The following is a 25001-nucleotide window of genomic DNA, read 5'->3' as shown; positions in this document are numbered from 1 at the left end:
ATTTAAATAATTTTTAAACATAAATCATTTTTTTATTACAAGAATAAACTTCTTTAATCATTCCAGAACCCAAACAAATATCGTCTAAATAAAAAGCACATATTTGTCCAGGAGTCACGGCTTTAATTTTTTGAGGATAATAAACTTTAACCGTAGTATTATTTAACCAACTAATAATAATTTTTTGATCTAATTGACGATAACGAAATTTAGCATTTAAATTTTTTTTCGATTTTTCAATTTGTTTTTGAATATCATCAATATTACTACGCCATACTACATTTACTATTAAAGCAGAATCACTATATAAATAAAAATGTTCTGAACCTTGTTCTACATATAATACATTCTTTTTTAAGTTTTTACCAATAACAAACCAAGGAGATTGATTAGATTTAAAACCACCTAAACCTAATCCTTTTCTTTGGCCAATAGTGTAATATATAGTTCCTTGATGTTCTTTTAAATAAGTTCCATCAAGCTTTTTCATTTTTCCTGGTTGCATTGGTAAATAATTTTTTAAAAAATCACAAAAACGTCTTTCACCAATAAAACAAATACCAGTTGAATCTTTTTTATTAGCATTTATTAAACCGGCTTTTTTAGCTATTTTCCTAACTTCTATTTTAGTTAATTTACCTAAAGGAAAAATAATTTTTTTCAATTGATGTTGTTTTAACTGAGATAAAAAATAACTCTGATCTTTATTTATGTCAAAAGCTTTTTTTAAAATTACTTTATTATTTTTATCATAACATATATTTGCATAATGACCAGTAGCAATAAAATCAGGTTTAAATTTATCAACATATTTTATAAAAACATTAAATTTAATTTCATTATTACATAATACATCAGGATTTGGAGTTAAATTTTTTTTCAAAGAATCTAAAAAATATTTAAAAACTTTATTCCAATATTCTTCAACAAAATTAACTTTATGCAATTTAATTTCTAATTGTTTAGATACTTTTAAAGCGTCTTGATAATCTTTTGTTTGAGGACAAACTATTTTTTTAACATCTGGATTACCTTCAATATCAAAATTTAAACCAGAATCCCAATTTTTCATAAAAACAGCTTCTACTAAATAACCTTTTTGTTTTAACAATAAAGCCGCAACACTGCTATCTACTCCTCCAGATAAACCAATAATTACTTTTTTTTTCATATTTTACCAACTTTTAATTTATTTCAAAATCTAATGGTAATTTAAATTCTGTCCTAGGAGATAAACTATTTTCTAATATTTTTGGTCCTGGAGAAATATATTGTCTTTTGTATTGTGATTTATAAAATTTTTTTAAATAATCATCAACTAATTTTAAACTTTTTTTAATATCCAAATTAAAAACTTCTGTTAAAAACCAAGCTATTTTATCTTTTTTTAAACCTTTAAATAAAAAATAATATAAAATAAAATCTTCAATAATTATTTTTTCTTGTAATAAATCATTTGTTTTTGATAAATAAAATTTTTTTAATTCTGAATCCATATTCCAATTATAAGATTCTAAATGATGTAAAAATAATTTTTGCATAAAAGTATTAGATATTCCAACATTAACATTGTAAATATAATTATAAAAAAATTGATTTTTAATATTACCTAAAGCAATATCAGATAAATTATAAGTAGCTAAAAATAAATTTTTTTCATCATTTATATCTTTATTATTTATTTCTAGAAAAATCTTCTTTTCAGAATATAATGATAATAATTTATGATTTTCTTTTAAAACATAAATAGTTTTTACAATATTATTGATTTTTAATTGTTTTAAAAATTGTTTAATTTTATTAAAATGATTAACTTCGCTAAACTCACAATAAGGTAAAATAATAACCAAACTATTTAAATCTTTTTTTAAATTTGTAAAAACTTTATAAACAACCATTAAAGATAAAAAATCTTGAATACTGTTTGTAATATTTAAAATTACTTTCACTTTCGGAAGATAATTTAATTTATTTTGTAAAGAATAAACTTGAATCATATCGGCTATTTTTAATTGTTTAGACAAATTATTCTTCGGAATAAAAGGTAAAAAATCTAAATTATTTTCTAAAATATATTCTTTGGTTTCCTTTAATGTAAAATAAACTTTTTGAAATTTAAAAAATTTATTAATTATTTGATCGTTGTAAGTAGTATCAACTATTCTTTGATTTTTAATAGAATCAAGACAAACATCAACAACCAAACTAACATCTTGTTCAAATAAATGTTTTTCGCCTATTAATTGACCTAACACAGCAGCTATTTTATGATTTGAAAAAACAACATCTGTTGATGATTCTGTTATTCCACTACTAGTATAAAAATATCCTCCTATTTGTTTACGAGAATGATCTATTACAGCCATTAAACGTTGTTCTGTTTTACCAATATGTTCGACAGAAGATGATAAATTAAAAATTATGTGAGCACCATTTAAAACTAAAAGATCACTGGGAGATTCTATAGTCCATAAATCTTGACAAATTTCAACTCCAAAAATTAAATTAAATTTTTTATTAATAAATAAAATATCACCAAATGTAACTTTTTGACCTAATAAAATAATTTCTGTTTGAGAAAAATTTTTTCCTGATTGAAACCATCTTTTTTCATTAAACTCTTTATAATTTGGAATAGTTTTTTTAGGAACAATACCTAAAATACGTTTATTTTGTATAATAACCGCTACATTAAAAATTGAAGAATCAACAACTAAAGGCATCCCTAAAATATAAATTCCTTTAAAAGATGTAGTATTAATTAACCATTCTAAAGCCTTAATATTTTCGTCTAAAAAAGAATTTTTAAAAAATAAATCTCCAGCACTATAACTACTTAAACAAAGTTCCGGAAATAATACAAAACTAGATAAACTTAAATCTATAATTTTTAATATTTTTTTAGCATTAACAAAAGGATTACAAATTACAATATCAGGACTAGATAATTCAATTTTTATTAAACCATTTTTATACATATATATAATTAAAAACAACCTTTCTATATTTTATTCAAAAATAAGTTTTATTATATTATTATTTATTAATATTTATAAAATTTACTTAAAAAAATTTATAATTTTTAATAAAATTTTATCATAAAAATTTTATCTTTAAAGAAATTTTTTTAAAAAATAAGTAATATTTGTTTTTTATAAATTTGACATTTTTTTTTAACTATATTATAATTAAGTTTGATGTTATATATAATAATTTATTAAATTTTGAAATTTAAAAATTTTAATAAAAATATCATTATTAACAAACATCATTTATAAAATATCAAAAGTTCATTAAGATATAATAAATATTTTAATTTTGTAAGATTTTTTAATACATTTAAAACATTTTAAAAATTTAAGTAAAAGGAGTAAAATTTTGATTAGACCTTTAGAAGATAATGTCATTTTAGAATTTAAAATTGAAAAAAATACAACAGATAGTGGAATTATTATAAATACTCAAGAAAAAGAAAAATCATCATTTGGAAAAGTTATCGCGGTAGGACCAAAAGTATCAGAAATTAAAAAAAATGATGAAGTAATTTATAAAAATTATTCAGGAAATAAAATTAAAATTAAAGACAAAGAATATTTAGTAGTTTCTTCAAAAGATATTTTAGCTTTATTATAAAATAATTTTTAAAAAAAATTATAAAATGAATATGGTTATTATAAATATTTGTTAAAAACTTAAAAATAAATTTTTAAAATAAAACAATTAAAAAAATAATAAATCATTAAAAATTAAATTTAATTTCTAAAAATATTAATAATTGACAAATAAATTTAAATATGAAAGGAGTAAATTTTTAATATGGCAAAAGAAATTATTTATAACAAAGAAGCAAGAAAAGAACTTCTTAAAGGAGTAGATATTTTATCAAATACTGTTAAGGTTACTTTAGGACCTAAAGGACGTAATGTTATTTTAGAAAAAAATTATGAATCTCCTTTAATAGTTAATGATGGAGTTTCTATCGCTAAAGAAATAGAATTAAAAGATCCTTTTCAAAATATGGGAGCTAAATTATTATATGAAGTCGCTTCTAAGACAAACGATAACGCAGGAGATGGAACTACAACTGCAACTCTTTTAGCTCAAAAAATGATTCATCGTGGTTTTAAAGCAATAGATTTAGGTGCTAATCCTGTTTTAGTAAAAGAAGGAATAGAAAAAGCAACAAAACAAGTTATAGCAAAACTTTTAGAAAAATCAAAACCAGTAATAACGCAAGAAGATATTGAAAATGTAGCTTCTATTTCATCTGGAAGTAAAGAAATTGGAAAAATCATTGCTTTAGCAATGCAAAAAGTAACAAAAAATGGTGTTATTAATGTTGATGAATCTAAAGGTTTTGAAACCAAATTAGAAGTAGTTGAAGGTATGCAATATGATAAAGGTTACGCTTCACCTTATTTTGTTAATAACAGAGAAACTATGTCAGTTGAATTAGAACATCCTTTAATTTTAGTAACAGATCATAAAATAAATAATATTCAAGAAATTTTACATTTATTAGAAGAAGTAGTTAAACAAGGTAAATCATTATTAATAATTGCTGATTCTGTAGAAAATGAAGTTACAAGTATTTTAGTTATCAATAAAATGAAAGGAACATTTAATATAGTTGTTACTAATGCACCTGGTTTTGGAGATAATCAAAAAGAAAATTTACAAGATATTGCTATTTTAACTCAAGCTAAATTTATTTCTAAAGATTTAAATATGAATCTAAAAGATATAAAAATGAAAGATTTAGGTAGTGTTCATAAAGCATTAATTAAAAAAGATAACACTGTTTTAGTTGGGGCTCAAAAAACTTCTGCTTTAAAAGAAAGAATTAAAGAAATTGAAATCCAATGCTTTAATACTGATAACGAATTTGAAAAAAACAATTTAAAAGAAAGATTAGCTAAATTATCAGGAGGAGTAGCTTTAATTAAAGTTGGTGCAGCTACTGAAACAGAATTAAAAGAAAAAAAATTAAGAATTGAAGATGCTTTAAACGCTACTAAAGCAGCTATAACTGAAGGAATTGTTGTAGGTGGTGGTAAGGCTTTAATAGAAATTTATAAAGAATTAAATGTTAAATTAACTGATTCTAATCCGGATATACAAAAAGGAATTAATGTGGTTATCGAAAGTCTTTTAGCACCAACTTATCAAATTGCAGAAAATGCAGGTTTCGATGGTGATCATGTAATTCGTAAACAATTATCTGAACAAGAAAATTTTGGATTTGACGCTAAAGAAGGCATTTATACTAATTTATTAAAAAAAGGTATTATTGATCCAACTAAAGTTGCTCGTCAAGCAGTTATAAATGCAGCTTCTATTGCATCATTAATAATAACTACAGAAGCAGCAGTAGTAACAATAAAAGAAAATAATAATAAAGAAAATTCTATGATGATGCCAGAATAATAAAATTTAAATATTTTTTATTATAAAAATAAAATAAAAGCTAAATTATTAAAAAAAATAATTTAGCTTTTTTTATATAAAAAAAATATTTTTATGAAATAAATATTTTTAAAAGATTAAATTTAATTAATTTTTGGTTCAAAAAAAATAAAATCACTATCTTGTAAACTTTCAGATCTCATTTTTTGATAACCATTACCTTTCATAGAAAAATTATCCATAGTTTTAGTTTCAGTATTTAAACCATTTAAAATTACAGGATTTACTTCTTCTTTTTCAAAAAAAGGATTAAAACCTAAATTCATTAAAGCTTTGTTAGCATTATAACGTACAAATTTATTAACATCATTAATTAAAGTTTGTTCATTATAAACACTTTTTACTAAAGCAGTTTGTTGTTGATAAAAATATTTCAATAAATTATACATCCATTTTGATAATTCATCTTTAGTTGTTTTATCGAAAGAATTATAAATATTTAAAGCTAATCTACCAATATAAACTCCATGTACACTTTCATCTCTAATAATTAAATTAATAATTTCACCTGATTGCATTAATTTACCTTGACTATAAAAAAATAAAGGATAATAAAAACCGCTGTAAAATAACCAAGTTTCTAAAAAAACAGAAGAAACCATAGCTTTCCACTGATATTTTTTAAAAATTAAATCAGTTATATTTTCATCATTATATTTACGTTGAAAAATTTTTTTTTCCAAATTTTCATAAATATTAATAATTTTACGAATAATATTTTGTAAATATTTTTGATTCGCTCCCCACAAAAATAAATCATTAATTTCTTGACTACTTAATAAAGTCATAAAAATATTTGAATAACTTTTAGCATGTACTGCATTTTCCATTGCACCCATAAAATTAAGTGTAGCTTTTTTTTGATGTTCTTCTTTCGCAAAAGAAGAAGAAATAATGAATACTCCTGCATCACCTTGATAAGTATCTAAAAAAGTTAAAATTAATAAATTTTTGGAATAAACATTTTTTTCAAATTCACTTAGATCTTTCCAAGTTTGTAAATCTCCTTGTAAACTAATATCTTCAGGACGCCAAAATTGACTTAAATTTTGTTCATAAAAAAAATGAGTATAAGAATCTTCTAATTGATTCCAATTAGCACCAATATAATTAATATTTTTATTTTCCATTTTTAAACTTTCATTTTTTTATTTTTTAATTATTTTATTTAAATTCCGCAAGCTTCACATTCATTAACTTTTAATTTTTGGGTCCTTGTATAATATAAAGTTTTAATACCTTGATAATGAGCATATAAATAATATTTTTGCAATTCTCTTGTTGTAATATCAGATGTAATTCCTAATTCAAATGAAATTCCTTGATCAATATGTTTTTGTGCAGTTGCTATAACATCAATTAAACGATACTTATTAATTTTATAAGCAGTTTCATACATAAAAGAAAATTTATTTAAACCAGGAGATGGAAAATATGTTTTAGAATTTCCATAAGTTCTTTCTTCAATTAATTGTTTAATTGGCGTTAAAGAAGGAGTAGTACTCATAATATAACCAATAGAACCATTCGGAGCAACAGCTAAACGATGAGAATTATAAAGACCATATTTAATAACATTTTTTTTCAATTCTTCCCAATCTTTATTACTAGGTAATTGAATATTTTTAAAAATATTTTTTACTTTAATATTTTTTGGTAAAATTTCACCTCTATTTTTAAAGTAACTTCCATCAGCATATTTAGATTTAGAAAAATTAAAAAATTTTTGACCAGTAATTTTAGCTTTTTGCATCGAATGTAGTAAACTGTAATAATTAACCGCGTTAAAAAATACGTCAATTAAATCTAAATTTTCTTCACTACCAAAAAAAATAAAATTCTTAGCAATAAATTCATGATGCCCCATAATTCCAAAGCCAACACTACGATTCAAACGATTAGCTTTAGCAACTCCAGGAACATAAGAAATATCAGTATTTAAAGCAACAGAATTCATTACTTCCATAGCCATAAATACTGTTTCTTTTATTGAGTTATTTTCGATCATATTACCCATATGACCAGAAGATAAATTACAAGAAATATCCATCCCAATTTTGTCTTCTTCTCTTTTATCATAATCGGCATAATGGGAAGTAATAGTTGGTTGTAAAATTTCTGTACATAAATTAGAAAATTTAATTGGTAAATTCAACATATTATTTTTATTGACATTATCACAAAACATAATATAAGGATAACCTGATTCACCTTGTAATTGAGCAATTAAATCTAATAAATTACGAGGATTAATAATTTTCTTTTTAATTTTTGGATTTTTAACTAAAATATCATACCAATAATTCATATTAATACTAATATCAGAAAAATTTTGACCATATTCTAAAAAAACTGTATGAGGATAAAATATATACATTATTTCATTATTTTTAGCTAATTCTAACATTTTATCAGGAATTACAACACCTAGAGATAAAGTTTTAACTCTAACATCTTCATCAGCATTTAATTTTTTAGTATTTAAAAAATCTTTAATATCTGCATGAAAAACATTTAAATAAACCGCACCAGCACCATTTCTTTGCCCCATTTGATCAGCATATCTAAAACCATGATCAAGCAATTTACAAACCCCAACTACTCCTTTACAAACATTAACATTTTTTTTAATTGTTTCTCCTTTTGCTCTTAAATTACTCAAATTAATTGAAACTCCTCCACCAATTTTCGAAAGTTGCATAGAAAATTCAAAAATACGTGAAATATCGTTTAAAGAATCGCCTCCTTCAATTAAAAAACAAGAAACAAATTCACCACGATATTTTTTACCACTATTAAGTAAAGTTGGAGTAGAAGGAGTAAAATTTTGCTTAATTAATGATTTTATTAATTTTTTAGCTAATAAAAAATCACCATGTGCATGATACAAAGCATTAATCACTAAACGATCTTCATAAGTTTCTAAATATTTTGTTTTATTTCTATTTTGTAAAGCATAATCATTATAAAATTTAAAAATACCCATAAAACTAGAAAAACGAAATTTTTCTTCATAAGCCATTTGATAAATAGTTTTTATTTGTTCATAAGTATAATAATTAAAAAAATCTTTTTCGTAATAATTATTATCTAATAAATAATCTATTTTAGATTTCAAACTATAAAAATATTTTAATTTAGGTTTTATTTCTTCTTTAAAATAAATTTCTAAAGCTTCTTGATCTTTTTGTAAATCTTTAATATTACCATTTTCATCAATAACTTGATTATTTAACATAATCCATTTAGGAATCACATTTTTTTGACCATTATTATAAATATAATCAGATAACCATTTTTTCAAATATAAAATATCTTCTTCAAAACCACTACCTTCAAATTTTAAAACCAAAGGAATATTAAAATTAGAAGCAATTAAATCCCCTGCCATACCAAAATTAGAACCCCAATTTTTATTTCCAGAAACAGCAACACCTATAACCGAAGCAGAATGTTTATCTAAAAAAATTTTAGTTTCATTAGGTATTTCTCCAAAATTTACACTTTTAGTAATAAGAAAAATTGGAAGACCACTTATTAATTGTTCTTTTAATTCTAAATTAGATAAATGTTCTTTTACGTGATAAAAAGAATAATTTAAGTTTTTTGCCATTTTATAAACTTGACCATATTTTAATCCATCATAAACAATTTTTATCATTTTAAAAATCCTCCGAAAACAAAAATTTTTTTAACTTACGTTAATTTATATTTAAAAATATTATATCATAGATTGTAATATTTCAAAAAACTAAACTTTTTTTAAAATAAAAAAAATCGATAAATATCGATCTCTAATAGGTTAAATTATTAAATTTTAAAATATTAATTTTGGTGGAGATGATGGGATTCGAACCCATGTATAATATCAATTTTTTTTATATTTTCTACATATTTAGTTTTTTTTAAAATTTTTATAATTTAACATAAAAAAACAAAAAATTAAACTAATAGTCTTTTAATTTTTATTAAATAATGATAAGACTTCATTATTTATTTTTTTAAAACAATTGTAATAATTTTTAAAATTTATTTTTATTATAAAACAGCTGAAACCATTGAAGATTTTGATGTTAATAAATTACTTAAAAAAGATGTTGGAACAGCTTTATTATTTTGTATTGAATTATTATTTTCGTCGTTTATTTAAAACCTCGATGTTTTTACTTGCATAACCAAGATATGCTTTATAAAATTAATTGATACTAGCAAATCCAAAAACATCCCCATAATAATATTATAAACAAATTATTAAATAAATTCAAGAAATAATTTATTTTTTATTTATTATATTATTAATAATAATTGCTATTAAATAAAAAATATATACCATTAAAAGATTAATAAAAATACATACAAATATTACATCTGTACTTGTAAAAATATTAACGTAATTATGATAAGGTGGAGACTGAAAACCATAACGATAAACTATTTCTCCTAAACCATTAATACCAATAGGACCTAAAACACTTGCATAAGCTAAGCAACTAATAAAAAGCGATATTGTTTTTAAAATTATACTTTGAATAGATTCTCTTATTATAAAATATTTTATAAATTGTAGTCTATTTGCACCTAAAATATAAGCAGTTTCATAAATATTTTCATCCAATTCTAAAAAAATTTGTTCACAATTACGAGCAAAAATAGGAACTAATATAAAAATTAAACATAAAAGTGCAGCTTCAAATCCATAATAAAAATTAAAATAAGGTCCAAAAAAATTTCTAATAATTAAAATAGAAAAAGCTAAAAAAGGAGCAGACATTAATAAATTAAAAATAAAATTTACTATTTTATAAATTTTATTTTTAAAATATGTTTTTTTTATTTTAATCATATACAAAAAAATTCCTAAAAATAAACCTATAAAAAAAGAAATAAAAGTAGCAGGCAATATTAATTTTAAAGTTTCTAAAAAACCATTTAAAATTAAATAAGATTTTTCTTTACTCGAATTAACTGTTGGTTCTTTATAAAATAAAACTTCTAAATATCTTTTTAAAAAAAAATCCATAAAACACTTCCCTTAAACTTATTTGAGCGTAAAAAAGGCAAAAATTATGAGTAAATTAAGCAATAATTACGATTATTGTGATAATGCAATACATAAAATTCTCGTTCTTTAAAAATGAAAACATTTAAGTTCATAAAAGAGAATTAAAATAGTTTGAGGTTAAAATATTGAAACAAAAAGACTCTTCTAAATGAAGATATTAAAGAAAATAAGTTCAGAAATGAACCTAAAAGCAAAAAATAAGGTAATTTTGTAAATTAAAAACACAATAGTTAAAGTGTCTTTGAACAAAAATATTTAAATATTTATCGCGGTAATATTTAAAATTATCAACTTAATTAAATTATTAAGACCCAAAACCCAAGACTTAAACCAGCTAAAAAAGGTATTCAACTTAAAAAAGGCATTACAGAACACCTAAAAATATCAGATCGCAATTGCGAGTAACTTAAATATTAATAAAAAATCACTATATCTTAGTTAAAACATTACGCAAATAATGAATTAAAGAAAAAATCATAATAATATTAGTCTTGGAAACAAAAATTAATTTATAATAATTAAGACAATAGTATCACTGAAACAACATTTAACAACCTATTACGAGACAAAAGATGAATTAAATTTCATAATTAAATTAAAGATTCTAAGCTTTCAAGAAAATTAAAGCAACTTCACGAAATAAAGTATAAATTTAGAACCAATTTATATTTTGAAACTTGTTCATATGATAATTTATATGGAGTTCATATTAATATGATATGATTAAACAAAAAAAGTTCTCGATATATCACAATTTTATAAAATATTATAAAATATTAATAAAATTTTTTATATTTTTATATTTTTTATATTATTTATAATATCTTTTATTTTATCTTCTTCATAAATAATAATTCCTATATGTTTACAATTTTCATTGTAAAATTTAACTATTTCATCTTGTTTTAAAGATTCTTTTAAATATTTTATTTCTTCATTATCTTGATTATTTTTTCTTGACATTAAAGTAATTGCAAAAATATTAAATTCTTTATCTTCAAACAAAAAATTATCATTTTTTATTGTATTTGAAAAATTATGGTTATCACTATTTATTTTTTCATCATTATAATCTTTCATAAAAGAAGGAAAATTAACAGCTAAACTATATTGATAATTATTATTAACTCGTTTTTGAAATGCTTGTTCTATTTGTCCATAAGAAATACATTCAAAATTATTTTTATTTAATTTAGAATTTGATTTTAAATTTTCTAAAGACAAAATAAAACTTATTGATTCGTTTCGAATATTATCATCATTTAATTCTACTAAACCATATTTTTTTAAATAAAGTAAAGCAAAAGTTCTATTAACATCATCATCTGGAATTAGTACTTTAAGATTACTATTAAAATTTAGATCAATATTTTGGTGTTTATAAATACCAAAGCTAGCAATATAAAAAGGTTGTATTGGAACAATATTACTCCATTTTTTTTCGTTTTTTTGATTCATCAAAATCCAAGGCATATGACATGATATAACAGCATCAGATTTCCCACATTCCACTAAATTTACTGTTTCATGAAAACTACCAGGAAGATATTGAACTTCTAAATCAATATTTTGTTTTGATAAAAAATTTTTACATGATGAATTTAAAATTTTCTCAACATTAGGTAAAGCTGTTGATACTTTTAAATTTTTTCTTTTTATATTTCTTGTCAGGTCATTTGTATTAGATATTGTAAATATTCTATATGATAAAAGTGAAATAAATAATAAAATAAAAACAAAAAATATTTTTTTAAAATTATTCATGTTTTTAATTTTAATTATAAATTTTTTTAATTTACTCATTATATAAATAATTCTCCTAATAATATTTTTTTTAATATATTCAATATGTTTAATATTTAAAATTATAACATAATATAACATAAATTTATGTTTTAGTTTTAAATTGTTATTATAATTTTTGGATTTAAAAAAATTCATTTAATAAATTATTCAATTTTATTTTATTAATTATTCAATAATTTTTTAATAAGTCAACTTATTAAATTTAAAAATTAGTATTTTTAAAAAAATAGGAACATTCGACACTTAATTTTTTATTAAATATAAAAAAATGTTCCTACTTTTTTTAAACTAAGTAATTTGCGAATACTAAAATTCATTATAGAAACATTTTAAAAAATTGTTCCTAAATAAAAAATTGTTCCTAAATCAAATATTTATAATTAAATGATTAATAAAAACAAAACATTCAAGTAATAAAAAAATGTTCCTTAATTATTTAAATTAGTAAACTTTTTTCAAAAAAAATAGGAACATTTAAATATTTTTTTTTTAAAAAAAAAAAAAAAAAAAATTTTTCATCTTTTAAAAAAAATATTAAAAAAATATTAAAAAAAAAATATTAAAAATTTTATATCTTATTTTTATGTTCCTATAATGTTCCTATAATGTTCCTATAATGTTCCTATAATGTTCCTATAATTTTTTTTATTAAACGCAAAATACTTATAAAAAAAAAGTAAGAACATAAAAATAATTTTATAATAATAATAATAAATTAAATATATTAATAGAAATAGAAAAAAAATAAAAATTTAAATTAAAAAATAAAAAAAAAAAAAATATGTTAATATTATTGTTATAGAAAGAAAAAAAATAATTATAAAAATTTAAAATTTATTAGTAATTAGTTCGAAAAGAGATTTAAATTTTAATTATGGAAAAATATAATTATATATGGGAAAAAATTTTAAGAGAAATTTCAAAAATTTACAGTGATGAAGTTTTTAATGAAACTTTTAAAAATACTAAAAAAGTCTATAAATATGAAAATGAAATAATTTTTATTTTAACAGAAAATGAATTTATAAAAAATAAAATTTATAAAATTTATTTATCAAAAATAAATGAAATATCAAAATTTTTTTTTAAAGAAAAACTAAAATTTAAATTTATAACAAAAAAAGAAATTAAAGAAGAAAATAAAGAAGAAAAAATAGATAACAAAAATTATAATATTTATAATTACGGAAATTTAAATAAAAAATATAATTTTACAAATTTTATAATAGGCGAAAGTAATAAATTTGCTTTTGAAATGTCTAAAAAAATTTCTGAAAATAAAGAAATTAAAATTAATCCTCTTTATATTTTTGGAAATGTTGGATTAGGAAAAACACATTTATTACATTCCATAGGTAATAAAATTATTAAAAATAATAAAGATAAAAAAGTTTTATATGTAAAAGCTGATGAATTCATAGAAGATTTTATTAATCAATTAAAAGAAGAAAAAATAGAAAATTTTAAATTAAAATATAGAAATATTGATGTATTATTAATGGATGATATTCAAATAATGTCCGAAGCTAAAAGAACTCAAATAGAATTTTTTAAATTATTTGATTATCTTTATTTAAATAATAAACAAATAGTTATTACTAGTGATAAAAATACATCAGAATTAAAAAACATAATGTCACGTTTAATATCAAGATTTGAAGCTGGATTAATAATAGATATAAAAAAACCAGATTTTAAACATAGAATAAATATTTTAAATCAAAAAATGTATGAATTTGAAATAAAAAAAATTAAAATTAATAAAGAAATTTTAGAATTAATAGCTTCTTGTTTTGTAAATAATATTAGAGAAATGGAAGGAGCTTTGTTAAGACTTTTTAATTATATTCAAACTTACAGTAGTGAAATTGATTTAAATATTGCTAAAGAAATTTTAAAACCACTTTTAAAAGGAAAAATAAACAATTTTAAAAATAAATCATACAAAAAAGAATATTTGGAAAAAATTAATCTTATAATAAGTAGTTTTTATAATGTTGAAATTAATGAATTATTAGGAAAAAAAAAACATAAAAAATATACATTACCACGTCATATATCGATGTATTTATCTAAAAAATTATATAAATTTTCATACAATGAAATTGGAAAATTTTTTAAAAAAAATCATTCTGCTATTTCAAAAGGTTGCAAAAAAATTGAAAAAAATATTGAACAAAACTCAGAATTTAAAAAATCAGTTGATTTTATTATAAAAAAAATAAAATCAAAAGAAGAAATTTAGGAAATACAAAATGCATTTTAAAATTAAAAAAGAAATATTTTTAGAACAACTCTTAAAAATTCAAAAAATTATTCCTAATAAAACTTTTTTTCCTATTTTTTTAGGAATTAAATTAAAAATTAAAAAAAATTTTTTAATATTAGAATCAACTGATGGAAATACATCGATTAAAATAAAAATAAAAAACGAAAGTTTAAAAATTAAAGAAGAAGGAAGTTTATTAATTTCAGGAAAATATTTTATTGAAATTATTAAAAAAATAAACAGTGATTATATTGAAATGATAAAAACTGAAAATAATTCGTTAACTATAAAAACAAAACTTTTGGAATATAATTTAAAATTAATGAATTTAAATTATTTTCCTAAAATTAATTTTTTTTTAGAATTTAAAGAAAAAATTGAAATTAAAAGTAATATTTTTAAAAAAATTATTAAAGAAATTAAAATATCAGCTTCTAAAGATGAAAAAAAATCAATTTTAACTGGTGTAAATTTTGTTTATCAAAAACCATTTTTAAAAGTTTTATCAACTGATTATTTTCGTTTAAGTCAAAAAAAAATAAAATTAGATTTTGATTATAAAAATTTTAACATTGTAATACATTACAAAATTTTAGAAGAATTAAGTAAAATTTTAGAATATTATGAAAATGATAATTTACAAATTTATTTTAATTCTAAAAAAATGTTTTTAAAAACTGATAATTTATTTTTTCAAACAATACTTTTAGAAGGTGAATTTCCTAAAACACAAGAAATTTTAGAAAATAATTTTATTAATAAAATTAAATTAGATAAAGAAAAACTAATTAAAACTTTAGAAAGAGTTTCTTTTATTTCGAATAAAGATGTAAATGATGTTAATGTTGTTAAATTAAAAATAAAAAAAGAAAAAAAAGTAGAAATATCTTCTTATAATGATGAAATTGGTAATATTATAGAAGAAATATTACCTTTAGAAAATATTTCAGCAAAAGAAATAGAAATATCTTTTAATGCCAAATATCTAGAAGATATTTTAAAAGTTTTTTTAGTTAAGGAAATTACCATTTCTTTTCAATCTGCTTTTAAACCTTTTATTATTACTAGTTTTGAAGATAAAACTTCTTTACATTTAATTCTTCCCTTAATAAATTAATAATTTTTATATTAATTTATTAAATTATGTAAATTAAATAAAAAAATAAATAATATTTTAAAAAAATTAAATATTTGTATTATTAAAAAAGAAAGGTAATTTTTTAATAAAATGTCAAAAAAAATAAAAATATATAATGCCGAAAGTATTCAGGTTTTAGAAGGTTTAGAAGCTGTAAGAATAAGACCTGGAATGTATATTGGTTCAACAAACGAAAAAGGATTAAATCATTTAGTTTGGGAAATTATTGATAATGCTATTGATGAATCTTTAGAAGGTTATGCTGATGAAATAAAACTTGAAGTTTTGCCTGAAAATGTTATTCGTGTAACTGATAATGGTAGAGGAATTCCTGTAGATATTCACCCAAAAACTAATAAAACAGTAGTAGAAACTATTTTAACAACATTACATGCAGGAGGAAAATTTGATAATTCTTCTTATAAAATTTCTGGAGGTTTACATGGTGTTGGTGCTTCAGTAGTAAATGCTTTATCTTCTTGGTTTTTAGTTGAAATCCACTTAAAAGGTAAATTATATTTTCAAAAATATGAAAAAGGAAAACCAGTAACAGAATTAGAAATTAAAGGTAATACAGATAAAAAAGGAACTGTTATTACTTTTTTACCAGATAATGAAATTTTTAAAGAAACTACAAAATATAATTTTGAAATTTTGAAGATAAGAATGCAACAATTAGCATTTTTGAATAAAGGTATTAAATTAATTATTATTGACAAAAGAAAAGATATAGAAGAAAAATTTGAATTTCACTATAAAGAAGGATTAAAAGAATATATTAAATATTTAAATAAAAATAAAATAATTTTAAATAAAGAATTTTATCAAGAAAAATTTTTTGAAAAAATGTTTTTTGAAATTGTTTTTCAATATACAGAAGTTTATAATAGTAATATTTATTCTTTTGTAAATAATATTCCTACTCATGATGGTGGAACACATGAAGAAGGTTTTAAAATGGCTCTTAATAGAATTTTAAATAAATATGTTAAAGATAAAAATATGTTAAAAAAAAACATTAATTTTATTAGTGAAGATACTTTAGAAGGTTTAACTATGATTATTTCTTTAAAACATCCTAATCCTTCTTTTGAGAGTCAAACTAAAACTAAATTTTTAAATTCTGAAGTTAGACAAATTATTTCTAAGTTGTTTGGGGAAGAATTAGAAAAATATTTATTAGAGAATCCACAAGAAGCTAAAAAAATTATAGAAAAATGTTTATTATCTTCTAAAGCTAGAATGGATGCTAAAAAAGCTCGTGAAGCTACAAGAAGAAAATCACCTTTAGAAACTTTAGGATTTGCTTCTAAATTAGCTGATTGTTATAATAAAAATCCAAAGGAATCAGAATTATATATTGTTGAAGGTGATTCAGCCGGTGGTTCTGCTAAACAAGGGAGAGATTCTAAATATCAAGCTATATTACCCTTAAAAGGAAAAGTTTTGAATGTTGAAAAAGCTCGTTTAGAAAAAATTTTAAGCAATAAAGAAATTATTTCTTTAATTCAAGCGGTAGGTACTGGTTTTGGTAAAGATTTTAACATTGAAAAGGTTCGTTATCATCGAATTATTATTATGACTGATGCTGATGTTGATGGTGCTCATATTAGAACTTTACTTTTGACTTTTTTCTTTAGAAATTTAAAACCTTTAATTGAAAAAGGTTATATTTACTTCGCTAAATCACCTTTATATAAAATTCAATATGGTAAAAAAATAACTTATGCTTATGAAGAACAAGAATTAAAAAAAATTTTAAGTCAAATAAATAGCAAATTTAATATTCAAAGATATAAAGGTTTAGGAGAAATGAATCCTGAACAACTTTGGGAAACTACAATGAATCCAGAAACTAGAACTCTTTTACAAGTTAATTTAGAAGATGATTTAGAATCTGACAAAATTTTTAATATGTTGATGGGGGAAGAAGTTTCTATAAGAAAAGAATTTATTCAAAATAATGCAGTTTATGCTGATTTAGATGTTTAATAAAATATCTAATAAAAAATTTTTTAAAAAGAAGAGACTAAAAAATGTCAAAAAAAAATGATTTGTTAAAAAATGAAGATTTTTTAATTGGAAAAATTAAAAAAATTAATATTAATCAAGAGATTAAAAAATCTTTTTTAAGTTATGCTATGAGTGTTATTGTTTCTAGAGCATTGCCTGATATTAAAGACGGATTAAAACCTGTTCAAAGAAGAATTTTATATGGAATGAATGAATTAGGTGTTTATTCTCAATCTAGTTATAAAAAATCAGCTAGAATTGTTGGTGATGTAATGGGTAAGTTTCATCCTCATGGAGATTCTAGTATTTATGAAGCTATGATTAGAATGGCACAAGATTTTAATTATCGTTATCCTTTGGTTGATGGTCACGGTAATTTAGGTTCTATTGATGGTGATAATGCTGCAGCTATGCGTTATACTGAAGTTAAAATGTCTAAAATATCTATGGAATTAATGAAAGAGATTGATCAAGAAACAGTTGATTTTATTGATAATTATGATGGTAGTGAAAAAGAACCAGTTTTTTTACCTTCCAGTTTTCCTAATTTATTAGTAAATGGATCGACCGGTATTGCTGTTGGGATGGCTACTAATATCCCTTCTCATAATTTATCCGAAGTAATAGATGCTTTAATTAATTATATTGATAATAAAGAAATTGATACCGAAGGTTTAATGAAATTTATTAAAGGACCTGATTTTCCTACAGGAGGAGAAATTTTAGGTGTTTCAGGTTTAAAAGAAGCTTATGAAACGGGAAGAGGAAGAATATTTGTTAGATCTAAAACAGAAATTATTTATTCTGATAAAAATAAACCAATTATAATAATTAAAGAAATTCCTTATCAAATAAAAAAAACTAGTTTAATTGAAAAAATTGCTTTTTTAGTTAAAGAAAAGATTATAGAAGGTATAACTGATTTAAGGGATGAATCTAATAATGCTAGAGGAATGAGAATTATTATTGAATTAAGAAAAGATATTGAACCTAAAATTATTTTAAATAATTTATATAAACATACTCAATTACAAACTTCTTTTTGTTTTAATATGATAGCATTAGTTAATGGTGTTCCTAAAATAGTTTCTTTAAAAAATATGTTAGAAGAATTTTTTCTTTTTAGGATGGATGTTATTAATCGTCAAAAAAAATTTGAATTAAATAAAGCAAAACAAAAAAAACATTTAATCACTGCTTTAGCAATCATTCTTAATGATATAGATAAAGTTTTAAAGATTATTAAAGGTTCTAATGATGTTAAAGATGCACAAAAAAATATTATGATAAATTATAATTTTGATGAAATTCAAAGTAAAGCTATTTTGGAAATGAGTTTACAAAAAATTACTAATTTAGAAATAAAAAAAATTATAAAAGAAGAAGAAAGTTTGAAATTAAAAATTTTTGAATGTGAAAACATTATTAATTCACAAATTAAAAAAGAAAAAATTTTAAAAAAAGAATTATTAAAAATTAAAAATCAATTTCAAGATAAAAGAAAATCTATTATTAGTAATGAACAATATTTAACTGTTGAAAATGAATCTTTAATTAATAAAGAAACAATTTTGATCACAGTTACTCATAGAGGTTATATAAAACGTTTAAATCTTGATACTTATAAAAAACAAAATCGTGGTGGAAAAGGTGTTTCTGGTTTAAAAATGCAAGAAAATGATTTTTTAGAACATATTTTAATTACTTCCACACATGATCATCAATTATTTTTTACTAATAAAGGTAAAATTTATCAATTAAAAGGTTATGAAATTCCTTTAGGTTCACGTTATTCTAAAGGTATTCCTTTGGTTAATTTATTACCTTTAGAAGAGAATGAATTTTTAACTTCTTTAACGAGTGTAAAAGATTTTAAAGAAGAAAAAAATTATTTAGTTTTAGTAACTAAAAAAGGATTAATTAAAAGAAATTCTTTAAAAGATTTTGAAAATGTTCGTAGAAATGGTAAAATAGCTGCTGTTTTAAAAAATAATGATGAAGTTTTATTTGTTAGTAGAACTACTGGCGAACAAGATATTATTTTAGCTGCTTCTGATGGAAAAGCAATTCGTTTTAATGAGTTTGAAATTAGAAAAACAGGAATTAAAAGTTCAGGCATTAGAGGTATCAAAATACAAAAAGAAGAAGAAATTATTGGTATGACTGTGGTTGATAGTGAAAAACAAAATATTTTAGTTATTACTGAAAATGGTTATGGAAAAATAACTAAAGCTAAAGAATATCGAAATCAAATGCGTGGTGGTAAAGGTACTAAAACATTAAAAATAACTTGTAGAAATGGTAAATTAGTGAGACTTTTAACTATTTATCAAAATGAAGAATTAATTATTTTTTCTGATCATGGAAAAGTAGTTAGAATTGATACTAAACAAATACCTTTGACTAAATCTAAAGTAACACAAGGAAATGTTTTGATTTCGCTTGAAGAAAGTGATAAAGTATCTTCGATAGCTTTGATTAAAAAAACTTTGATTAAAAAAGAAGAATCAAATGATGAAACTTTAATTGAAATTTTTTAATTTTTTTTAATATTATTAAATATTATTAATTAAAAAATAATAATTGTTATTAATAAGATATTTAATTAATTAAATAAATAAATGAACTACACATTTGAAATATAAAAAAAATTTTCAAATTTAAGGGAGTTTAAAAGTTTTTGAATGAAAATAAAAAATAAAAAAATAATAATAAAAAAAACTAATTCTTTTGAAGAGACTAAAGAAATAGGTAAATTTTTAGGACAAAAAATTAAATTTATTCAAAAAACAGTTATTGTTTTGTTAGAAGGAGAAATAGGTTCTGGTAAAACTTCTTTTACCAAAGGTTTAGCACAATCTTTAGGTATAAAAAAAAATATTAATAGTCCTACTTTTGTTTTAATGAAAACTTATTTTGGTTCTATAAGAAATTTACATCATATAGATATTTATCGTTTTGTTTTTAAGTTTGAAAATTTATTAGAGCTATTGGAAGAAGTTGAAATAGGAGATGTTTTAGTTATTGAAACTTATAAAGATTTAAGAAAATCATTTAGTAATTTTAATTTTAGAGTAAAAATTGATTATTTAAGTGAAAATAAAAGAAATATTTTAATTGAATTAAATTAAAAAAAAGTAAAGATATATATTAAAGGTATTTATAAATTAAATGAAAAATTTTCTTATTTTAGATACTTCTACCGAAGTTCAAATTGTTATTTTAGTTATTGATGGTAATATAGTAACTTTTAAAAAAAATTTTGAAAAAAAAAAATATGTTACTAATATGGTTCCTTTGATGGATGAAGTATTAAAAAAAAATAAAACAGATTTTAAAGATTTGGATGGTATTTTAGTAGGTACAGGCCCTGGATCTTATACAGGCACTAGAGTTGCTGTTTTGACATCGAAAATAATTGCTTTATCTTTTGATATACCTTTATTAGAAATTAGTAGTTTAATTCTTTTAACTAGTGGATATTTTAAAAAATATTTAACTCCTTTAATAGATGCTAGAAATAATTTTTTTTTTGGTTTAAGTTTGAAAGATAAAAAAATAATTTTACCAGAAGGAAGATATAACAAAATTTTTTTAGATAATTATCCAAATCATATTTTAATAAATAATGATAATATTAAAATAGATTTTAAAAAAATTTTTTTTTATGCAAAAAAAGTTAATAATATACATACTTTAGTTCCTAATTATTTAGTTAAAATTTAAGAATTTAAGGAAAAAAATATGATAATTTTATCGATTGAAACTAGTTGTGATGAAACTAGTGTATCTGTAACTAAAGATGGTAAAAAAGTTCTTTCAAATATTGTTTTTTCTCAAATTAAAGAACATTCATTGAATGGTGGTGTTATTCCTGAATTAGCATCTAGAGAACATGTAAAAAATATTACTTTAGTTTTAGAAAAAGCTTTAAAAGAGGCTGATATTCAACCTCAAAAAATCGATTTAGTTGCTTTCACTCAAGGACCAGGTTTAATTGGTTCTTTATTGGTAGGAATTAATTGTGCTTTGGTTTTTGGTTATATTTATAAAAAACCAGTTTTAGGTATTAATCATTTATTAGGGCATATTTATGCGGCGCAAATAGAAAATGAAATTGAGTTTCCTGCTCTAGTTTTGATTGTTTCAGGAGGACATACAGAATTATTATCTTTAGAAAATTATTTACAAATTAAAAAGTTAGGTTTTACTTGTGATGATGCTATCGGAGAAGTTTATGATAAAGTTTCTAGAATTTTAGGTTTTGGTTATCCCGGAGGACCTATTATTGATGAATTAGCTCAAAAAGGTAATGATACTTTTAATTTTGTTCGTCCTTATTTAAAAAATGATAATTTTAATTTTAGTTTTTCTGGTTTGAAAAGTTTAATATTTAATTTAGTTTCTAAAAATAATTTTAATTTACAAGAAAAAATAAATATTTGTAATTCTTTTCAGTCTAGTGTTATTGATGTTTTAGTAGAAAAAACAAAGAGAGTTTTGAAAAAATATTTTTTTAAACAATTAATTATTACAGGAGGAGTTGCTGCTAATTATAGTTTAAGAAAAAGATTTTTGAGTGAATTTTCTCAATTAAAAGTTATTATTCCTAGTTTAAAATATTGTGGTGATCAAGCAGCTATGATTGGTATAGCAGCTTATTATCAATTTAAATATCAATTAAAATTTAATCAAAATTATCGTTGGGAAGGTAAACCTAATTTATCTTTTTAAATTAGAGTAAAAAAATGCAAAAACAATCTAATTTTATTAAAAAAATCATAATGGAAGATTTAAAAAAAAAAAAATATAATCAAATTATTACACGCTTTCCGCCTGAACCTAATGGTTTTTTACATTTAGGTCATGCAAGAGCTATTTTTATTAATTTTGAATTAGCTAATTTTTTTAATGGGCAAACTAATTTAAGATATGACGACACCAACCCTATTAAAGAAGATAAAATTTATGTTAATTCTATTTTAGAAGATATTAAATGGTTAGGTTATAAACCCAATAAAATATTATTTGCTTCTGAATATTTTTTAGAAATGTACGAAAGAGCTTTAAATTTAATTAAAAAAGGTAAAGCTTTTGTGGATGATTTAAGTTCTGAAGAAATATTTCAAACTCGTGGTAATTTAACTGAACCTGGCCAAAATTCTCCTTATCGTAAACGTAGTATAAAAGAAAATTTAAAACTTTTTCAAAAAATGAAAGAAGGATTTTATAAGGAGGGTGAAAAAGTTTTAAGAGCTAAAATAGATATGAAAAGTCCTAATATTAATTTAAGAGATCCTGTTTTATATCGTATTTTACATGCTAAAACTTTAAAAAATGTTGATTGGTTTATTTTTCCTACATATGATTATGCACATCCTTTAGAAGATGCTATTGAAAAAATTAGTCATTCATTATGTTCTTTAGAGTTTGAAGATCATAGAGTTTTATATGATTGGGTTATTAAAGAAACAGAAATGTCTCATATTCCTACTCAAATTGAATTTGGTAAGTTAAATATTACAAATTTTATTTTAGGTAAGAGAAATTTAAAATTTTTAGTAGATAATAATTTAGTTGATGGTTGGAGTGATCCAAGGATGCCTACATTATCCGGATTAAGAAGAAAAGGATATACCCCTAATTCTATTAAAAATTTTTTATCTAATATTGGTTTGTCTAAAACTAATTCTAAAGTTAAGAAAAGTATGTTAGAATCTTTTGTAAGAGATGATTTAAAATCTCAAACTTTTAAAATGATGGCTGTAATAAATCCTTTAAAAGTAACAATTACTAATTATCCTTTAAATAAAAAAGAAATTTTAGAGTTTCAAGAAAATAATGATTATTTAATTCAAACTAAAAAAATTTTTTTTTCTAGAGAAATATATATAGAAAAAGAAGATTTTCAAATTAATAAACCTGACATAAAATACAAAAGATTGTTTTTAAATGGTGAAATAAGATTATTTCATGCTTATTTTATTAAAGTTTATGATGTTATTAAAAATAATAATGATGAAATTATTGAATTATTAGCTACTTATGATCCTAAAACAAAAAGTGGTAGTGGTTTTAATGAAAGAAAGCCTAATGGAACTATTCATTTTGTAGAAGTTAATACTGCGCAAAAAGCTAATTTTAATTTTTTTTCATTTATGTATAAAACTGAAAAACCTAAAGATTTAAAATTAGAATTTAATTTTAAATCTTTAGAAACTAAAGTTGGTTTTTTAGATAGTTCTTTTAAAAATTTTAAAAATTTAGATAAATTTCAATTTATTAGAAACGGTTATTTTGTTTTTGATAAAAAGGAAGAAAAAATATTGAATTTTAATGAAATTATTTCTTTAAAAAAATCTTATAAATAAATCAATTAAAATATATTGATTAATAATTTTTTTATATAAATATAAAAAAAATTAATCATATCACAATAGATAAACAAACTAATATTTTTCTATTTTATTTTTTAAATTTAAATTATTTTATTTATTTTTTTTCATTATAAAATGATATTAATATTTATAATTTAATGATAATATTAATATTTAAAAAAATAATAATTAAGATCAACTTTAAGTTGATCTTTTTTATTTTTAAAATAATTAAAAAAATTTAAATATTTATTTTTTAAATTTTTTTAATTATTATTATATTTTTTTTATATATATGCCTATTAGTTGAATATTTTTTTTTTTTTGTTATAATTCTTTTCATATATTTATTATTATTTTAAATTTTAAATAATTTAATATTAAATATTTTAAAAAATATTAATTAAATTATTATAAAGGAGGAATATATTAAATTGATTAGGATTTATACTAGTTTAAGTAGTTCTTCATGTAAGAAAGCTAAAAATTGGTTAGAAGAACATAAATTGGATTACAAAGAGTTTAATTTAAATTTTTATAAAATGAATTATTTTGATATTAATTTTATATTAAAAAATACAGAATATGGTTTTAAAAATATAATTTCTAAAAGATCTAATATTTATAAAGAAAAAAAAATTAATTTTGAAAATTTAAATGTTTTGGAATTGAAAAATATTATTATTAAATATCCAAGTATTTTAAGAACACCAATAATTGTATGTGATAAAAAAATTCAAGTAGGATATAATAGTGATGATATTAGAATTTTTTTGTCTAGAGATTTAAAACGTTATTTTATGAAAAATAAAAATTATAATAATTTTGAAGAATATCAAAGATTACTTAAGTTTTATTTTTATAAAAAAA

The 25001-nt window shown here is 20.4% G+C and carries 17 protein-coding genes; 11 read left to right on the top strand and 6 right to left on the bottom strand.

The features are described from left to right. Window positions 1-13 precede the first annotated feature (13 nt). Together mnmA and V9D86_RS00300 are read right to left on the bottom strand one after the other, a co-directional pair. Window positions 14-1171 (bottom strand): tRNA 2-thiouridine(34) synthase MnmA, encoded by a 1158-nt coding sequence (mnmA, locus tag V9D86_RS00305; RefSeq protein WP_334330816.1) that lies wholly within the window; start codon window positions 1169-1171, stop codon window positions 14-16. 13 nt (window positions 1172-1184) lie between these two features. Continuing rightward, entirely contained in the window at window positions 1185-2978 is a 1794-nt protein-coding gene (locus V9D86_RS00300) for a nitrilase-related carbon-nitrogen hydrolase (RefSeq protein ID WP_334330815.1), read from the bottom strand. 400 nt (window positions 2979-3378) lie between these two features. Between V9D86_RS00300 and V9D86_RS00295 the strand changes: the two genes are divergently transcribed. Together V9D86_RS00295 and groL are read left to right on the top strand one after the other, a co-directional pair. Then, window positions 3379-3633 carry a co-chaperone GroES gene (locus V9D86_RS00295; RefSeq protein WP_334330814.1) on the top strand — a complete coding sequence of 85 codons (255 nt, stop codon included), beginning with the start codon at window positions 3379-3381 and terminating at the stop codon, window positions 3631-3633. A gap of 183 nt (window positions 3634-3816) precedes the next feature. Further along, window positions 3817-5427, top strand: a complete 1611-nt coding sequence (groL, locus tag V9D86_RS00290) for a chaperonin GroEL (RefSeq protein ID WP_334330813.1) — start codon at window positions 3817-3819, stop codon at window positions 5425-5427. A gap of 122 nt (window positions 5428-5549) precedes the next feature. Here groL and nrdF read toward each other — a convergent pair whose 3' ends face one another. The 4 genes from nrdF to V9D86_RS00270 form a co-directional block, all read right to left on the bottom strand. Next, window positions 5550-6596, bottom strand: coding sequence for a class 1b ribonucleoside-diphosphate reductase subunit beta (nrdF, locus tag V9D86_RS00285; RefSeq protein ID WP_334330812.1), 1047 nt, complete (start codon window positions 6594-6596; stop codon window positions 5550-5552). Window positions 6597-6634: 38 nt separating this feature from the next. After that, entirely contained in the window at window positions 6635-9127 is a 2493-nt protein-coding gene (gene nrdE / locus V9D86_RS00280) for a class 1b ribonucleoside-diphosphate reductase subunit alpha (protein WP_334330811.1), read from the bottom strand. Between the two features lie 612 nt (window positions 9128-9739). Beyond that, on the bottom strand, window positions 9740-10486 hold the full coding sequence (locus V9D86_RS00275; protein WP_334330810.1) for an ABC transporter permease subunit: 747 nt from the start codon (window positions 10484-10486) through the stop codon (window positions 9740-9742). 831 nt (window positions 10487-11317) lie between these two features. Continuing rightward, complete coding sequence (locus V9D86_RS00270; RefSeq protein ID WP_334330809.1) at window positions 11318-12331, bottom strand: MetQ/NlpA family ABC transporter substrate-binding protein; 1014 nt, start codon at window positions 12329-12331, stop codon at window positions 11318-11320. Between the two features lie 877 nt (window positions 12332-13208). On the opposite strand from V9D86_RS00270, the gene dnaA reads away from it, so the two are divergent. The 9 genes from dnaA to V9D86_RS00225 all read left to right on the top strand — a co-directional run. Then, on the top strand, window positions 13209-14579 hold the full coding sequence (gene dnaA, locus V9D86_RS00265) for a chromosomal replication initiator protein DnaA (RefSeq protein WP_334330808.1): 1371 nt from the start codon (window positions 13209-13211) through the stop codon (window positions 14577-14579). Between the two features lie 10 nt (window positions 14580-14589). Further along, window positions 14590-15720 (top strand): DNA polymerase III subunit beta, encoded by a 1131-nt coding sequence (dnaN, locus tag V9D86_RS00260; protein WP_334330807.1) that lies wholly within the window; start codon window positions 14590-14592, stop codon window positions 15718-15720. Window positions 15721-15831: 111 nt separating this feature from the next. Then, window positions 15832-17733: a DNA topoisomerase (ATP-hydrolyzing) subunit B gene (gene gyrB / locus V9D86_RS00255; RefSeq protein WP_334330806.1), complete on the top strand. Its 1902-nt coding sequence runs from the start codon at window positions 15832-15834 to the stop codon at window positions 17731-17733. Window positions 17734-17777: 44 nt separating this feature from the next. Beyond that, window positions 17778-20294, top strand: a complete 2517-nt coding sequence (gyrA, locus tag V9D86_RS00250) for a DNA gyrase subunit A (protein ID WP_334330805.1) — start codon at window positions 17778-17780, stop codon at window positions 20292-20294. Window positions 20295-20438: 144 nt separating this feature from the next. After that, window positions 20439-20885: a tRNA (adenosine(37)-N6)-threonylcarbamoyltransferase complex ATPase subunit type 1 TsaE gene (gene tsaE / locus V9D86_RS00245; RefSeq protein ID WP_334330804.1), complete on the top strand. Its 447-nt coding sequence runs from the start codon at window positions 20439-20441 to the stop codon at window positions 20883-20885. Between the two features lie 40 nt (window positions 20886-20925). Continuing rightward, window positions 20926-21480 carry a tRNA (adenosine(37)-N6)-threonylcarbamoyltransferase complex dimerization subunit type 1 TsaB gene (tsaB, locus tag V9D86_RS00240; protein ID WP_334330803.1) on the top strand — a complete coding sequence of 185 codons (555 nt, stop codon included), beginning with the start codon at window positions 20926-20928 and terminating at the stop codon, window positions 21478-21480. An 18-nt stretch (window positions 21481-21498) separates the two neighbouring features. Beyond that, a complete protein-coding gene (gene tsaD / locus V9D86_RS00235; protein WP_334330802.1) occupies window positions 21499-22488 on the top strand; it encodes a tRNA (adenosine(37)-N6)-threonylcarbamoyltransferase complex transferase subunit TsaD in 990 nt (329 codons plus the stop codon). A gap of 14 nt (window positions 22489-22502) precedes the next feature. Continuing rightward, on the top strand, window positions 22503-24125 hold the full coding sequence (gene glnS / locus V9D86_RS00230; protein ID WP_334330801.1) for a glutamine--tRNA ligase: 1623 nt from the start codon (window positions 22503-22505) through the stop codon (window positions 24123-24125). 440 nt (window positions 24126-24565) lie between these two features. After that, the coding region (locus V9D86_RS00225) for a Spx/MgsR family RNA polymerase-binding regulatory protein (RefSeq protein ID WP_334330800.1) at window positions 24566-25001 on the top strand (436 nt) is incomplete at its 3' end.

It is taken from the genome of Candidatus Phytoplasma prunorum, from assembly GCF_036924415.2.
Classification (GTDB): Bacteria; Bacillota_I; Bacilli_A; order Acholeplasmatales; family Acholeplasmataceae; genus Phytoplasma; species Phytoplasma prunorum.
The sequence above is the reverse complement of the archived record's forward strand: the minus strand, read 5'-3'. Positions and strand labels throughout refer to the sequence as shown.